Source organism: Nostoc sp. UHCC 0870, assembly GCF_022063185.1.
GTDB lineage: Bacteria > Cyanobacteriota > Cyanobacteriia > Cyanobacteriales > Nostocaceae > Trichormus.
This window is the reverse complement of the sequence record NZ_CP091914.1, coordinates 94,241-109,200: the sequence shown is the minus strand read 5'-3', so window position 1 is coordinate 109,200 and position 14,960 is coordinate 94,241. Positions and strand designations below refer to the sequence as shown.

General features: G+C 44.5%; 15 protein-coding genes and 1 pseudogene. 11 read left to right on the top strand and 5 right to left on the bottom strand.

All coding sequences use genetic code 11. The features are described from left to right. The first annotated feature begins 37 nt into the window (after window positions 1–37). From L6494_RS27535 to L6494_RS27490, 10 genes and pseudogenes are all read left to right on the top strand, one after another. Window positions 38–961: a hypothetical protein gene (locus L6494_RS27535; protein ID WP_237996896.1), complete on the top strand. Its 924-nt coding sequence runs from the start codon at window positions 38–40 to the stop codon at window positions 959–961. Between the two features lie 48 nt (window positions 962–1,009). Continuing rightward, on the top strand, window positions 1,010–1,213 hold the full coding sequence (locus L6494_RS27530; protein WP_237996894.1) for a hypothetical protein: 204 nt from the start codon (window positions 1,010–1,012) through the stop codon (window positions 1,211–1,213). Window positions 1,214–1,229: 16 nt separating this feature from the next. Continuing rightward, window positions 1,230–1,430, top strand: coding sequence for a hypothetical protein (locus L6494_RS27525; RefSeq protein WP_237996892.1), 201 nt, complete (start codon window positions 1,230–1,232; stop codon window positions 1,428–1,430). Further along, a complete protein-coding gene (locus tag L6494_RS27520) occupies window positions 1,430–2,119 on the top strand; it encodes a hypothetical protein (protein ID WP_237996890.1) in 690 nt (229 codons plus the stop codon). The genes L6494_RS27525 and L6494_RS27520 overlap by 1 nt, the downstream gene beginning before the upstream one ends. A gap of 110 nt (window positions 2,120–2,229) precedes the next feature. Beyond that, a complete protein-coding gene (locus L6494_RS27515; RefSeq protein ID WP_237996888.1) occupies window positions 2,230–3,666 on the top strand; it encodes a hypothetical protein in 1,437 nt (478 codons plus the stop codon). A 51-nt stretch (window positions 3,667–3,717) separates the two neighbouring features. Next, entirely contained in the window at window positions 3,718–4,602 is an 885-nt protein-coding gene (locus tag L6494_RS27510) for a hypothetical protein (protein ID WP_237996886.1), read from the top strand. Between the two features lie 43 nt (window positions 4,603–4,645). Continuing rightward, entirely contained in the window at window positions 4,646–5,116 is a 471-nt protein-coding gene (locus tag L6494_RS27505; RefSeq protein WP_237996884.1) for an ASCH domain-containing protein, read from the top strand. Further along, a pseudogene (locus tag L6494_RS27500) lies at window positions 5,113–5,878 on the top strand (DNA cytosine methyltransferase). The gene L6494_RS27505 and the pseudogene L6494_RS27500 overlap by 4 nt, the downstream one beginning before the upstream one ends. Beyond that, on the top strand, window positions 5,875–6,369 hold the full coding sequence (locus tag L6494_RS27495) for a DUF1392 family protein (protein ID WP_237996873.1): 495 nt from the start codon (window positions 5,875–5,877) through the stop codon (window positions 6,367–6,369). The pseudogene L6494_RS27500 and the gene L6494_RS27495 overlap by 4 nt, the downstream one beginning before the upstream one ends. 2 nt (window positions 6,370–6,371) lie before the next feature. Continuing rightward, entirely contained in the window at window positions 6,372–7,607 is a 1,236-nt protein-coding gene (locus tag L6494_RS27490) for a DUF488 family protein, N3 subclade (protein WP_237996871.1), read from the top strand. 30 nt (window positions 7,608–7,637) lie between these two features. On the opposite strand, the gene L6494_RS27485 is transcribed toward L6494_RS27490, so the two are convergent. The 5 genes from L6494_RS27485 to L6494_RS27465 all read right to left on the bottom strand — a co-directional run bounded on the left by L6494_RS27485 (window position 7,638) and on the right by L6494_RS27465 (window position 14,245). Further along, on the bottom strand, window positions 7,638–8,450 hold the full coding sequence (locus tag L6494_RS27485) for an SDR family oxidoreductase (protein WP_237996869.1): 813 nt from the start codon (window positions 8,448–8,450) through the stop codon (window positions 7,638–7,640). Between the two features lie 368 nt (window positions 8,451–8,818). Beyond that, window positions 8,819–10,678 (bottom strand): DEAD/DEAH box helicase, encoded by a 1,860-nt coding sequence (locus L6494_RS27480; RefSeq protein WP_237996867.1) that lies wholly within the window; start codon window positions 10,676–10,678, stop codon window positions 8,819–8,821. 21 nt (window positions 10,679–10,699) lie between these two features. Next, entirely contained in the window at window positions 10,700–11,731 is a 1,032-nt protein-coding gene (locus L6494_RS27475; RefSeq protein ID WP_237996865.1) for a hypothetical protein, read from the bottom strand. Between the two features lie 94 nt (window positions 11,732–11,825). Beyond that, on the bottom strand, window positions 11,826–13,073 hold the full coding sequence (locus L6494_RS27470) for a glycosyltransferase (RefSeq protein WP_237996863.1): 1,248 nt from the start codon (window positions 13,071–13,073) through the stop codon (window positions 11,826–11,828). 287 nt (window positions 13,074–13,360) lie between these two features. Then, entirely contained in the window at window positions 13,361–14,245 is an 885-nt protein-coding gene (locus L6494_RS27465) for a hypothetical protein (protein WP_237996861.1), read from the bottom strand. Window positions 14,246–14,661: 416 nt separating this feature from the next. On the opposite strand from L6494_RS27465, the gene L6494_RS27460 reads away from it, so the two are divergent. Continuing rightward, window positions 14,662–14,925 carry a hypothetical protein gene (locus L6494_RS27460; protein ID WP_237996859.1) on the top strand — a complete coding sequence of 88 codons (264 nt, stop codon included), beginning with the start codon at window positions 14,662–14,664 and terminating at the stop codon, window positions 14,923–14,925. Window positions 14,926–14,960: the final 35 nt, after the last annotated feature.

Sequence of the window (14,960 nt, the reverse complement as noted above, 5' to 3'; positions counted from 1 at the left end):
AGTTAGCGATCGCCCGTCCCATCTAAAAGGAACAGATATGAGTTTACCTTTAAATCCATCAGTGTTGCTAGAGTCAAAAACACTGAGGACTTCAGCTATCACCAATTTTTCTGATGACAGAGCCTTAGAAATTCTGGCTAAAGCTAAGGCAATTATCTTTGCTGTTTGGGCTGGTGCTGGTTGGGCTACTACTGCACAAATCGCTGAATATTTTGATGTCACAGAGTCAGCAGTTAAAGAAGTTTACAGAGTCAATAGTGCAGAATTTCGAGACTCAGAAACTAAAACCCTTACTGGCAAGGACTTACGGGATGTTAGACAGACCTTCTGTCTAAGTTCCAGAACCCCAAAAGCAAGAATTTTTAGTCCTTTGGGTGCTTTGAGAATTGCAATGCTTTTACAACAGTCTGAAATCGCTGCCCAAGTCCGCACCATCATTTTAGACTTGGTTGCAGCTGTACCAACCATCACACCCCAACCCCCCACACCAGCCCTTCCCCCACCAGAACAACGTCTGCACACTCTTGTCCAGTCCATGAAGACTCTTGCGGATTTAACAGGTGGCAGACTCAACCCCTACATCGAGCAACATTTTAAGGACTTCGCCGCTAATCTTCTGGCGGAACACAACCGAAAAACGCTCACTGGCACACAAGAGAAGTGGCTGGGTGTGGTGAATTTTGCGGAGAACGAACTAGGTCGTCATGTCCCCACCAGTGGCTCTCACTATCGGGGGCATCTGGGTACTTGGGTACGCACATTTTACCCAGACTTAGGCTCACGCCAGGAAACGCGACTGGTTAACGGCACTCAACAATCAGTCTACGTTTACGCTTGCCATGAAAAAGCGGTGGCTGAGGGTTTGACCAAGGCTATTGAAGAATTTTTCGCAGATCCGAACCCGGCGGAGGTACTCAAGCTTGCTGGGGCTTTCAATAGAAAGCCTGTGGTTACTGCTTAATGGTCAATGGTCATCAGTTATTAGTAGTCAAAAAAAGAGGTAAAAACAATGTCCAAATTTAATAAAAATGACCGAGTAAAAACGCCAGTAGGAGATGGTTCAGTTATTGGCTGTGAATACGAGTGGGAGATGGATTGTACATGGGTGCAAGTCGAACTTGATTCTCCAGTAACTCAAAAAGGTTGTCACGGAGATGCTGTAACTCAATACATTGGAGAGTTTCGAGATAGTAACCTCGAAAAAATAGATTAATTTCAAGGATGTTTACATGAAAGTCATCGTTCAAGTAATCGAAAAAATTCACAGTGAAGCTCATATTAATATTCCTGATGGGCTATCAAAAGATGCAATCAAACAGCACATTGTTGACCGTTACAATTCTGGAGCAATGCAAACTGATTTAAATCTCTTCCAAGTCGATTTTGAATCAATCAGCGCACAGATTGTTAAGCAATCAGAGGAAATTTAATGAGTATCATTCAAACAAAACTAATAGAACCAGAACATAAGATCAATAAACATCCCCTGAACTTCTACGAATCTCCATCCTGGTTCACAACTGAACTACTGCGTCACGTTAGATTATCTGGTGTGATTGGTGAGCCTTGTGTGGGACATGGTGCGATCGCTTCTTTACTCCGAGTGTGGCCATACACAAAATCCATCTGGACGAACGACATCGATCCGAACAAAGATGCTGATTATCACTACGATGCAACACAGCCCAAAGCCTGGAATGAGTTTCCTGCTTGCGATTGGATTTGCACCAATCCCCCCTATGCTCAATATGCTGCACCAATTATCAAGAATGCTTTCAAAAAGGCGAGTGTGGGTGTTGTGGCTTTCTTACTCACCAGCTTTTTAGAACCTTGTGACGACCGAGCTGATTTCTTGCAGCAACACCCACCATCACTTGTATTAACCCTGCCCCGGTTCTGCTTTCGCAAGGACAAAACTGGTAGTCATTGGGCTACCGATAACATTACTATCTCTTGTTTTGTATGGGACAAGCGCACGACTTCCCAACGGCTTGTCATTCGTCCCAAATCTCAAATTATCGGCTTCTACAAGAACCCTGAACAAGCGATTCCTCTTCAACAAGCAGAGGGTATTGTTGGCGCGATTGCTCACGGGGAAGTAAGTACAAATTACTTCTAAAAACAAATTCCCCAGGCTGCATTCAACAGTTGGGGAATTGAAAATGAAAGATGTGGTTTTGGTGAGTTTAAACAAGAATATTAGCTACAGAAGCATTGCCGGAGGTTTTTATGAGCAAGGTTGTAGCGGGTAAATCTCTTAAAAAGAATTATACTCCAATTTCTAATTCATTGATTCGTAATAGCGAAATAGATGACAGCACATTCCGCCTTATTTGCTGGATGACATCACATGATGAAGGTTTTGAGATTAACTTTAATAACATTCAGACTGCTTTAGGTTATGGTCGGGATAAGTTACGTAAGATTCTCAAAAATGCCGAACATTACAATTATTTAGTTAGACGCAAAATCCGCACTTGTGGAGGCTTATTTGATTGTGAATATCACATTTTTAAAGACTGTGATGATGCGATCGCTTTTCGCCAAAGCTTACCAACAAAGGAATTGACAAGTGACCAAAACAATTCGCAATTCGCAATTCACAATTCGCAGTTAAAAGCAATTGCGAATTGCGAACTGGAAATTGCGAATTGCTTAACCAGGGGGGTCAAAACCGGAGGTGGTCAGACCGGAGATGGTGAAACCGGAGGCGGTCAGACCAGAGGTGGTCGAACCAGGGGCGGTGAATCAACCCCACTAAAAGAAAAACAATATAAAGAAAACCAAATAAAAGAAAACAAAAAGAGAGAAGAAACACACTTCCTCACACTCGATTCATCACTTCGTGAAGAAATTTCTGAAGGAACAGAATTACTAGACCAACCAACCCCAGTCTCTCAAGTTGAGCAACTAGACCAACCCACTCCAGTCTCTCAAGCTGAAAAACTAGACCAACCAACCCCAGTCTCTCAAGTTGAGCAACTAGACCAATCAACCCCAGTCTCTCAAGTTGAAAAACTAGACCAACTCACCCCAGCCCTTCAAGTTGAAAAACTAAACCAACTCGCCCTGGACTTTCAACTTGAGAAACCAGATCAACCAGCCCCAAAAATTCACTCTTTGTTACCAAATCAACCCGAATCTTTGCAACAAAAATCAGATCCTGCATTTGGTTCAATCGTGGCGGGGTCGTTCGATAATCTCGAACAAATGAATTTAACTCTTGCTTCCACTCAGGACACTACTGAGCCGGAGAATCGTGAAGTTCTTACACTCCGTCGTTACCAACAACTTGACGCTGATGGAATACCGCTTAAACAGTGGGAATTACGGGACTGGGCAAAGCAAGAAATTGGGCAGTATGTCAAAACTTACCGTAAAAGCGGATTCATCCTCACAGGCGGTAATGATGTCTCCGTCGAGTTTGCGGTTTACGTCGCGGGAGAGAACTGCAAGCGAGGGCAACAACCAACGATCTCACTGGGTTTTAGCGTGATCAACAAATGCGAACGTGACCCTCGGTGTTGGCAGAAATTGGTGGGTTGGGTGACTGAGTGGCAGCAGCAGCGTCAAAGCAAAACTACGGTAAATGTTGCGGCTGCGGTCAATCACCAACAAGAGTTAGATCGCATCCGGCAAGCTGCTAGTACAAAATTCGAGCTTTGAGACAGGTGGGAAGTGGAATTTCTTGACCCTTACACCCTTGGAGAAAAAACTATGATTACTCAAGAGAAATTTGACAAAGGTATCGCTTTACTGCAAACACACTTCAACCGTGAGTTATGCAAGAGCGCGATCGCTATTTGGTCAGAATACCTCAACGAACACCTGGACGATGAATCATTCACAATAGCTGTCAAACAAGCAATCCTCAGTCTTGATTTCTTCCCCAATGCTAAACGACTAGTTGAGTTTGCTTTCGCCAGTAAAGAAGTCAGGGCGATCGCTGACTGGCAGATAGTTATCGCTGCGGCCAAAACTGGTAACGAAGAATATCAAAAACAAATTCTTCAATCTTTGACTCCACAAGGCCATGCTACCCTTGCTTACGTTGGTGGCATAGAAGCTATTGCTCTGGCTAATGACTGGAAATTAGACAAGCTGGAGAAGAAGTTTGTCAGTGTTTACTGTGATTCGCCAACTGGTGTAAGATTTCTTCCCCCTGCGCCAACAAGCTCTAATGAGTCAAGTCAGGCAAATGTTGTAAATTTCCCAGTAAAAAGAGAGCCTATCGACCCGACTCAAAAACCACCGTCAGTTCGTCGTGTACTCGAAAAAATTAATCTGCTGGCTCAAGGTGAAGTAATCCCTACGCAAGAAATTTATGCTGGTATGTTTGCTCGGTATGCTTGGCAGATTGATGAACGACGCTTAAATTTTTTCTTAGCAATGGATGAAGAGACTAAACAACAAGTTTTAGCTAAGTTCAAATTTGCTATGAAAACCAAATCCAATTGGCACTCCCCTCAAGGCATTTTTGATGACATCACTAGCTATCAACCTCCAGTTTCTCCGATTGATGTCAAGGCGATCGCTCATCAATGGCTCGCGGAAGAATCACAATCACAATCACAATCACAATCACAAGAAATTGAGTTTTAATTTATGTCTCATTCAAACAATCCCCCCACAAGATTCACAACTCATGACTACCACAATCATCAAAGCCATTAGCCTTCATCAGCCTTGGGCAACATTTATCCCTATGGGACTGAAGAAGTACGAAACTCGCTCTTGGCACACCAGTTACAGAGGCCAGTTGCTAATCTGTGCAGCAAAAAAAGTTAGCACTTCCCAAAAATTAACTCACAACTATTTAATCAACAAATATCAACAACTACTTACTCAAACTGATAACTACCTGGAATGGCAGGACTTACCTTTTGGGTGCGCCGTTACACTTGTTGACCTCACCGCCTGCATCAAAATGACTCCACAATTCATCAACCAACAACCCGAAACCGAAATTGATACTGGTGATTGGAAGCCTGGACGCTTCGCTTGGCAGTTGGACAATATTCGACCTATTGTTCCACCCATCAGTGTTATTGGCAAACAAGGGTTGTTTAATGTCGAAGTTGATTTATCTGAATACGGCTTGGAGGCAGTTGCATGAAATCAGTCCTCTCCTTATTCTCCGGCATAGGCGGACTCTGCCATCACGGTATCTCTGCGGCGGGTTTGTCCCACAAGTTCCAAGTTAGGCAATTTGTCGAAATTTCGCTACACTCCCAATCACAACTACGCCATGAACAGCCCCAAATCCCAATCCACCCGGACATTACCACCTACTTCTGCCACCGGGGACAGTTCGATATCGTGTGCGGGGGATTCCCTTGCAGTGGCACAAGTAACTCCGGCAACCGCCAAGGACTTGATGACCCCAGATCCGCACTCTGGGCTGAACAGTTCAGGATTATCGACTCCAACAGACCAGCGATCGCTCTCATCGAAAATCCCACAGGGCTACTCGCGCTTAGGAATGGCAACTATCCTCAAAGACCTTTCCCAAATCGGGTATATATGCGAATGGGAAACTATACCCGCATACTGCCTTGGCTTGCCGCTTGAAAGGGAACGGGTCTTTATTATTACCTACCCCAATGGCTTATTCCACGGTCAACAGCCGACCTCCTGGGCAGACCAAATTGGAAATCACATTGCGGAAGTACGGCTCTCTCACGAAATCCGAAGCTATCAACCCGGAGTTCTTGCGGTGGCTCATGGGGTTTCCATTGGGGTAGCTAAAAAAATTCCTGGTAACTTTGATGCTCGTCGTGCTTTCGGGTTGAGTTGTTCCCCACGACAAGCAGCTGTTCCTTGGAAACGCATTCATTATTTGTGCAGTCTCATGCTTCATCAGGAGGTCGTTTCGTGAGTTATCAAATTAACACCCTAGAATCCTGCTGGTACATCTCACCACCCTGGGGTAAAAATATCCTGCCGTTGGTCATCAGCCTGCTGGAAAGGGTTTATCTGCCCAAAACCAAAGCTTTCGGTTACTGCTGCGGGGTCGAATGGTCATCCGACGGCTGGTGCTATTCTATTGCTTTGGACAGCCAAATTATATTGGTCTCAGGAGTCGAAATTGTTGCTTCTGGTCAACTTCAGGCTGTACGTCTTCCCAAACCCACTTTTATGGTGGGCGAGTTGGTCAAATTCCGCCTTGCTGCTGATGCCGTCAAGGTTCGCACTGTTTTGGGACTACAGCTGATCAACGATTCGTGGTTCTACAGTATCGAGTTGCGTTCTCCATTTCTGCCAAAATTCGATGAGCAACCCCTGTGCATCCTCCCCCAATCCTTCCAGCAACCCACTGTGCAAAGTCGTCTTGCCTGGGTTACTGACTACGATTTAACGGGGGTTTGAGTATGACAATTTACACCTCATATTACGCAGGGGAAATCAAAGGTGAAACCATTTCCATTTCGCTTTATCCTCCCAAAAGTTGGACTGGCAAACATCTTCCCCTATTCTCCCCTACTCCCGAACTCCTCAATTGGTGGAAGTCCTCCGCAAAAGATACCACCGCACAACAGGAATACAAACGACAGTTCCGCGAGATTCTGGACTCTCGGCTTACTCTGATACAGCTTTGGGTAGCCAAGCAGAAGGACAACCCTGTGGATATAACGCTGTGCTGCTTCGAGAAAACTGGGGATTTCTGCCATCGGTATCAGGTTGGAGAAGAAGTAGTACAAAAATACTTACCTGAGCTTTGGGGCGGCGAAGTTGGGACAACTCGTCCAGAGATGAAAGTTGTACAAGGAGGAAAGATTAATCATCCTGTAACATATCCTGCTGAGGTTTTGAGCCTCATTGAAAAATGCCACTCGTCTGGTTTTCCTGTGGTGTGCGATCGCCTAGCTTGTGGGTACTATCGCGTGTCTCTGCATGGGGAGAATTTGGGCGATTGGTCAGAGTTGGGCGTGCTGGGGGTTCTGTCAGGGTTGCAGCATGAGTTTTACCGTGGGCGGTTGTTTCCGTCCTTGGCTACTGCAACTCCTCCAATTCCAGAAGTACCAAAAGAGACTGTTGCCGCACAACCCGAATCCCCCAGTTTGATTACACGGATGGACAAGCTAGAAGGGGAGGAATTAGCTCAGATTCAGGATTGGTGCAAATCTATCAAAAACCAGATGTTTCCCTCAGTCTCGCAATACGCCGATGGTCGTCTGGAACTACATCTACGGCGGTTCGTTAGTCTCACTGGTGCTAAATCGGGGAAGAAGGCTGAGGTTAAGGTGGTTGAGCCGGGGCGTTATGCTGGTGCAGATTTGATTGAGGCTTTGGGCGAGAAGCTGCTGCCGGACTTTCATCAAGCACTTGTACTGTTTTACCCAGCCGGGACGCAAATCAAAGTACATCGGGATTCACCTGCTTATGCTTCTGGTGCAGCGCAAATCAATATAATGGGTCGGGCGAAGTTCTCAATTTCTGGATGTCAGGATGTCCGACAGATGGAATCATATTGGCTGGAGGAAGGCGATTGCATTGCTTTCGACAACAAGCAGCCGCATGGGATTGAACGGGTGGTGGGCGATAGGTGGTGTGTGTGTTTCTTTAGGCTCAAGGCGGAGTACGGAAGGCAGTTAAATTTGGTTTGATACTTCTCAATTTGGTACTCCAAAATGTTACTACTGGGTGGAAGTTGTTTTGCGAATGGTAGCAGCAACAATACGATCAACAAATCCTGGTACAATCAGCTTTGCCCAAGGTATTGCTTTTCCTTTCAATGTCATAATGTGTTCTCGTTTACGCCGCTCCATTGCCCAGATAATTTGACGCACACACTCATCTACTGACATATTGCCTTGAGTTTCATCACGCGGACTTTTGCCTAATGGTTTTCCATCCGCTCCCAACGCTCGTTGTCGGATATCAGTTGCCACAAACCCCGGTGAGACAACCAATACATCTACTCCTGTTGAGTGCAATTCAATTCGCAATGTATCAAAGAAGCCTTGCATAGCGTGTTTACTGGCAACGTAACCTGTACGAGTGGGTACTCCTGTTTTGCCACAAATTGAAGAAACAGCCACTAACAGTCCTCGATTGGCTTTCAGGTAGGGTAAGGCATAATGAGTACAGTACACTGCACCCAGATAGTTTACCTGCATTACTTGCTCAAAGATGGAAATATCTGTTACTTCATCAAAGCGTGTCAGCATTCCAATTCCGGCATTGTTAATTAAGACATCAATCCGCCCAAACGTGGCGATCGCTGTTTCTATCAAATGCTGGCAACCTTCTACTTGAGTTACATCTGTAGATACTGCAATCACTTTGGCTGGATAGTTTTTGCACCCAGTAATTGTCTGTTCTAATGCTTCTTGATTGCGCGCAGCCAAGACTAAATTTGCATCCTGTTGGGCTAACGAAATTGCCAGCGTTCTGCCAATTCCAGCCGATGCACCTGTGAGAACAATCGTTTTATTCGCAAAGCTCATGATCCGTGTTTCAAGTCAGAATATCGCTTATTTTAGATGTTTACGAATCAATCTGCTTTTAATAGTCGCTTTCAGTTGCTAGGATACTCGGCATATGGAATCATACTGGCTCTTTAGAAGGGCTATTGTATTACTTTTGACTAAGCCCCGTTGGGGCGGGGTGTAGGGTGTAGGGGAAAGAGACAGCCCCAACAACCATAGGGTTGCAAGCCCCGTATGAGTCAAGACGATTGCGTTGGTAGGGGTTTCAAGCCCCGACCAACGCCGTCTTCCCTACACCCTACCCCCCAACACCCTTCTTCTTGACAATAAACAGCAGCATGGGATTGCTCAGGTGGTGAGCATTGGTGGTTTAGCTAATACCAAAATCAGTAACTAGCTTTGTCAAGTTGTGCAATCCACTGATTGATTTGGTCGCGTTTATCGGCACTTAGCCGCTCAATTGCTGCTTTAATAGCTGGTTTTTTATATATTTGCCATAAGCAAGAAAACATTTCCATATCTTGGCAAGCTTCTAAATACTCTGCTGTAGTTGACAAATTTTCTTCACTCAACCATTCCTTAGTTTCATTTTCATACTCTGCTTTCATTTTGTTCAGTCTGTCTTTTTCTAGATGAGATAACCTAGTCCAAATAACTTTCTTCACATTGTCTGGACGACTAGACATAATTTTGGTCACGTCTAACCATTCTTGAGCGTTGCGAACACGGTAGGCTAAAAATTCTATGCTCTCATCAAATATTTCTTCTGGACAACCAAGTAGCTCAATAGCGTAAAGTAATTCTCTGAGATTTACTTCTTGGCAATTTAAAAACCAGTTTCTAATTGTAGAATTATAGAAAATTAACTTTTTTTCTGGGCTTCTAAACTTGCGTTTTTTGGCTTGAATAATTGGCACAAGTAAAATTGAACGGACTTCAGGCGGAACTTCTTTGAACTCAATATCAACGCTAGAAACAATTACTGGTACTCCATCATTTTCTCTAACAGAAGATTCCTCTAATACCCACTTAAAAGATTTACGGCAATTAGGACAATCTGCTTCATATTGGATAACAAACTCTGCTGTCTTAGAATTAAAGTATTCTTTGGTACGAACTAAGGGAACCATTGGTTTGAAGACATGGTGACAGTGGGGACAGCATCTCACCCCTTGGGTATCTGGGTCGCAGGATACTGGGTCTAGACTCCATTTTCTGTTGTCACAGGGACGGCCTAGCCTAAACCAGTTATCAGTCATATCTAGGATAGTTGCAGATTCTTTTCCCGGTGCAGGACGCAATATTCTGCCAATCATTTGCAGCCAGAGAGTCACACTGCTAGTAGGTCGAGCAATCACCGCCGCACTAGAGTCAGGACAATCAAATCCCTCTGTCAAAATTGCACAATTACTAATGACCTGTGTTTGACCACTACGAAATCTATCTAAAATTGCTTTACGTTGATTATTTGGTGTTTCTCCGTCCAAATGTTCGCAGGTGATGCCATCAGCACAAAACACTGCTGCAATCTGTTGAGAGTGCTTGACGTTGACTGCAAAGATAACTGTCTTGTTACCAGGACAAAAATTTTTCCACTGCTTTAATACCTCAGAGGGTTTGTAGTCAGAAGCTACTTCTTCTAATTCTTTTTTGGTGAAGTCGCGTTTTTGAGGGACTTTGTGCTGGGAATATTTAAAGCCTGCGATTAATTTGTAATCTGTCAAGTGTCCCAGGGCGATTAATTCTTTGGTCGTGATTGAGCAAATCAGGTGGTCAAAAATATCTCGCAATCCATAACCATCTTCCCGTCTTGGTGTGGCTGTCAGTCCCAAAATCAAGGCATCTGGATAAGCATCTAACAATCTGCGGTAACTATTCGCTGAAGCATGGTGCGCTTCATCAATGATGACAAGCTTGGCTGTCGGGTAAGTTTGGCGACGAGCAAGAGTTTGGATACTGGCTACTTGAATTAACGAATCGGTTGGCTTGTATCCGGCTTTGATGATGCCCGGTTGCACTTTTGTCACCGCCGCCAGTTTCTCTGTGGCCTGGGTAATCAACTCCTCTCTGTGAGCGACTACCAACACACCTGAACCCTCGGCTGTCAATTTAGATGCCACTGCTGCAAAGATAATAGTCTTGCCACCACCCGTGCTTAGTTGCAGCAATACTTTTCTCATTCCATTCGACCATGTGGCGAAGGTTTTTGAAACTAAATCTTGTTGGTAATCGCGCAGACTGAACATTCTTGGTAATGGTCGCAGGAGTTATATTGAGAGATAAACTATTTGTCTGTTTTTTCCTCCCCCCCCAAGCGGCTTTTTCTTCAGAATTGGTAATGGTGGCGGATTACTACCCTCTGTGTTGCCGCCTAATTTATCCTTTTTAGATGGCCTCTGCCCTTTGGGCTGAGTCTTTTTGGCAGATTGCTGGACTGTGGCTTTATCTTGTTTGGAGGCTTTGAGAAATCTGGGTGCAGTTTCTAGGGGTGGTGCGGTGAGTGCCACAAAACCAAAAACATCACGCCCTGGTATAAATTTCGCTTTCATCGCCACAAATACTGCGTGTCCTTGCTCTTTTTTAGGGACTTTGGGATTAAATCTGAACGGTCTAACTGGTGCATCCTTCCACAGCAAGGGTAGATGACTGGATTTCATGAATTTCACCTTCCGGGCTGGTTCGGCTTGCTTAATATAGTCCAGTCTTTCGGGACTAAAGTTGCGGAATATAGAGATGCAGGGAGTAGGGCAGACCGGGATAAACTGCCACAGTCCTGATATCTTAAATTCCAGGTCTTCTAACTCTCCTGAGATTGTCTCCTGGAATCGCCCTTTGTCAAACCCTACTAGCTGAAAAGCAATTTTTAGCGGTTGCTCTCTGCGTGGAAAATGAATTGCCTTTGGATAAACTACTAAACGTTGAGTACGGTTGCCAGTAGTTTCTATTTCTCTCTTGAGAGCTTCAAATACTTTCAGTTTTCTCGGAATGTAGAAAAGGGGGTATTGATTTTGACCAATCGTCACAGTGCTGCTGCCAAGAGCATTTAGGTTTACCTCTCCCGTAATTACTCCAACAGCTTGAAATATCGCTACTGTTGCTTCAATCTCATCTTTTGCTGAGTCTGTCTCAATATTTACTTGTTTATCATCTGTTGGGTTTTCCAGTAGGGGATTTACCTCTACCTCGGTTGTCGAAAGTTCTTTTGATGGGAGTTGAGCTATGTCTGGTTGGACAAACAGCTTCTCTTTATGCAACTGAGTCTCAGTAGACTCCAAAGGCTTAGGTTCGTCAGATGCCATGATGATTGTCAAAGTTTGCGATTCGCGGTCTAATTAAATCTTAGTTGTCTATAATTATGATCTTAAAAGCCTATTTGTAGAGATCCTAGCTCACTCAATCAATTTTCTCACCTAACTCTTGTGCTTTTGAGCGCATCACTTCATCACCCAGCACTACCTTAATCGCTGCTGCTAAAGTCTCTTCTGATACTTTCTTATACGGTATTGGTGCAGGACTTATCCCCAGCCTCATTAGTTTTTCACCCCAAATCGGTTGTTCTGCAAAAAAGGGTACTATCACTGAGGGTATCCCTGCTCTTAGTACGGCCGCCGTTGTACTTGCTCCTCCATGATGAACTACTGCCGACACTTGAGGAAACAGCCAATCATGCGGCACTTCATTGATCACAAACACGCGTATTGAATCTTTCACATTAACTATCCTGCCCACATTTCCCCAACCTGATAATAAAATGCCCCGTTGACGAACTTTTTTCAACGCCTCCACAATAAAATACGTCAAATACTCTGGACGTTGCATTGTCATACTGCCGAATCCAAAACACACAGGTGTTAGCTTTTGTCCCAAACAATCCACCAGTTCTTCCGGCGGCTCATAGGTGGGAGCAAGGTCAATAAACCAGTATCCTGTCACATACACCCAGCTAGGCCAGTCCTTTGGTCTAGGAATTACATTCGTGCTGAATCCATACAGTGCCGGAATTTTTGCTACATTAGCCGGGGGTTTCTTACGGAAGCGTTTGCCTAGATAGGGCAAGGGAGGCAGTTGCAATCTTTGGGTTCTGAATTGGTTGATTAGTTTTCGGTATCTCTGCCAGTACAAAAACTCCGCTACAAAGTAACTGGCATAGTTAAGGACTTTTTTGAGTGGATTTTTTGTTGTTCGGGCGAATCTCAAAAATGGGAACATTCCTGTTGGAGTCGCTGGTATAACTGATGCAAAGAAACATGGTACGCCTAATTTCTCTACCATGTGATATGCCCAGTTTGTTAGCGGGGTGTAGATGATTACGTCTGTGCCTTGACAAGCTTCCCAGCCCGACTCTAATTGTTGCTTAAATAGCTCTTCGCTCACCAGTTGAACTTTTTCTCCCGCAATTAATTCCTGACCTTTTTTTGATTGCAATAGCTCTTGAAAATTTCCCGCTATGGGTGCAAACTCTAAATCAAATTGCCTGACAAATTCCCCATAGTTCTCATTTGTTGCTACTGTCACCCTGTGTCCTGCATCTCTTAAACCAATGCCCAAGGCACAATAGGGCTGCACATCTCCCCTAGATCCTACTGTTAAGATCGTAATCTTCAGTTTTTGGTTTGCTGCTTTAGATTTCTTTTGGCTCAACTGCTTTTCCTACTGATCACTCCGTTCTCTTCCCAAATTGTACCGAATTGCCTTTGAACAGCCCAAAAAGGGCGGTTGTGGGGTGTCGGGGAAAAGTTAAACCAATTCGCAATTCGCAATGGACTAACGTCCCGCTTCTCTACGAGACACTCCGTGAACGCTAACGCAATTCGCAATTACGTTTTGTGACGGGGATTTAGACCCCGACCCAAAACGGGCTACCTGTAGAGGTAGGGGACATAAATCAAGATTGCATTGTTGCTTTGTTAATTTGTTGCATTGCTGCATCACCTCTGCTGCCTCCAAACCAAGTTATATTCTTTCTCGACAGCCACCAACAACTTCGCCTGCAATGCAGACAAATACGGTTTAGCCTGTTTCCCCAATCCCTGTAATAGCCAATCTACTGCCTCATCCCGTCCGCCCACCTCATGCAACCGCCGTAGTCTTTCGCATAGCTGCTCCATGAATTTGCAATCCTCCTCCAGCAATTCCAGTGACTTCAAATGCTCAACTTTGGCTGTGTAATCACCGTCCCAGGTCTGGAGTGAGCAACTATAATCCCCCACATAAGTAATCACACCCCAACAGCCGCTTTTGCCCCGCAACTCTGGATTATCTTTGGGCTGGATAACGCATATTTCTCCCAGGTGGTACGGATTGGGGACTTTGGTTCTCTCTCGGATTCTGTCTACAACATCCTTGACTACCCGACCAGACGGAACTTTACCGCCAGCTTGGTCTACTGCCTGCTCCCAAACGCTGGCTTGCTTATTCGGTTCTAACTCGGCTTTAGCTAACGGGCGTAATTGACGTTCATTGGTCGGCATTGGAATTTGCCGACCAATGGTCGGCAAAAATTTCTGAATATTCTCATATACCTCAGTAGCCGAAATCTTCAAGTACGCCGCATCACGACTGTAACCAAATCTGTTTTTGCAATATTCCTCAAATGTTCGGTGCGTATTTCGGTACAATCTGCGATCCCTCAACTCCATCAAGGCCTTCCCCGCTTCGTAAAAAGCCCTCTCCACACGACGTTCCAAGTGCAGGCGATCGCGCAATTCTTCTTCGGTTAACTCTGGTACTTCAACCGCCGCCACATCAATGGTGACTGATGGTGGATTATCCTTTGTCGGTTTTGGCTGCTTACGAGAGGGGGGTTTGTTCATAAATCCACCTCTTGCGTAAAGGTGGTTGAACCAGTATTTAGTTGTATGATCATGGCAAGTAATCTTATTTTACCTACTCCCCATCCTTTTACTGAGGTTGGGGTTTTTATTCTGTTTCTATCTTTGCATTTATGAGTGCTTGCAGATTTACTCGACCGAACAAATTACCTTGTTTTCACCACTTGTTAAATTCGCTCCAATCCAACACTATAAATGGGTCAACTGATTGTAGGTTGCAGATTGCAGATTGAAGATTCACCCCATAACTAAAGTTAGGGGCTTGGGATTGATAGATTTTAGATTTTAGATTTATTGATTTTTCAATCTGCTGCTTCTCCAATCTTCTCGGTCATTAACTTAATTACAATCCAACGTTTCATTTGCCATTTGTAAAAATTATTAAAATCTCTTTCAATATGAAAACCACCAAAAAACCTGAACTTCTCTCTCTCAAAAAAGCCATCCCCCCACAGCTACCACAAGAACTAATTGAGGATATCAATCCTTCACAACCAATCGTTGATCTAGAGCAATCTGTAGATACAGAAAGCCCAGCCACAGAATATCTGCAAAACTATACTCCAGTGCAAGACTACCCCACACTCCCATCTGCTGGTAATTCCGGCTGGCAAGCTTCTGATATTTGGCGTGAGTTGCGTGTTGATGGCTTCTGCGATTAATTGCATCATTAAAGTTGGATAGTTTTCGATAACCG

What these genes read in the sequence shown, in the direction of transcription:
- L6494_RS27485 (WP_237996869.1), bottom strand. Translation starts at nt 8,450, where the DNA reads ATGAGCTTTGCGAATAAAACGATTGTTCTCACAGGTGCATCGGCTGGA.
- L6494_RS27475 (WP_237996865.1), bottom strand. Translation starts at nt 11,731, where the DNA reads ATGGCATCTGACGAACCTAAGCCTTTGGAGTCTACTGAGACTCAGTTG.
- L6494_RS27460 (WP_237996859.1), top strand. Translation starts at nt 14,662, where the DNA reads ATGAAAACCACCAAAAAACCTGAACTTCTCTCTCTCAAAAAAGCCATC.
- L6494_RS27515 (WP_237996888.1), top strand. Translation starts at nt 2,230, where the DNA reads ATGAGCAAGGTTGTAGCGGGTAAATCTCTTAAAAAGAATTATACTCCA.
- L6494_RS27510 (WP_237996886.1), top strand. Translation starts at nt 3,718, where the DNA reads ATGATTACTCAAGAGAAATTTGACAAAGGTATCGCTTTACTGCAAACA.
- L6494_RS27535 (WP_237996896.1), top strand. Translation starts at nt 38, where the DNA reads ATGAGTTTACCTTTAAATCCATCAGTGTTGCTAGAGTCAAAAACACTG.
- L6494_RS27530 (WP_237996894.1), top strand. Translation starts at nt 1,010, where the DNA reads ATGTCCAAATTTAATAAAAATGACCGAGTAAAAACGCCAGTAGGAGAT.
- L6494_RS27525 (WP_237996892.1), top strand. Translation starts at nt 1,230, where the DNA reads ATGAAAGTCATCGTTCAAGTAATCGAAAAAATTCACAGTGAAGCTCAT.
- L6494_RS27465 (WP_237996861.1), bottom strand. Translation starts at nt 14,245, where the DNA reads ATGAACAAACCCCCCTCTCGTAAGCAGCCAAAACCGACAAAGGATAAT.
- L6494_RS27480 (WP_237996867.1), bottom strand. Translation starts at nt 10,678, where the DNA reads ATGTTCAGTCTGCGCGATTACCAACAAGATTTAGTTTCAAAAACCTTC.
- L6494_RS27490 (WP_237996871.1), top strand. Translation starts at nt 6,372, where the DNA reads ATGACAATTTACACCTCATATTACGCAGGGGAAATCAAAGGTGAAACC.
- L6494_RS27520 (WP_237996890.1), top strand. Translation starts at nt 1,430, where the DNA reads ATGAGTATCATTCAAACAAAACTAATAGAACCAGAACATAAGATCAAT.
- L6494_RS27505 (WP_237996884.1), top strand. Translation starts at nt 4,646, where the DNA reads ATGACTACCACAATCATCAAAGCCATTAGCCTTCATCAGCCTTGGGCA.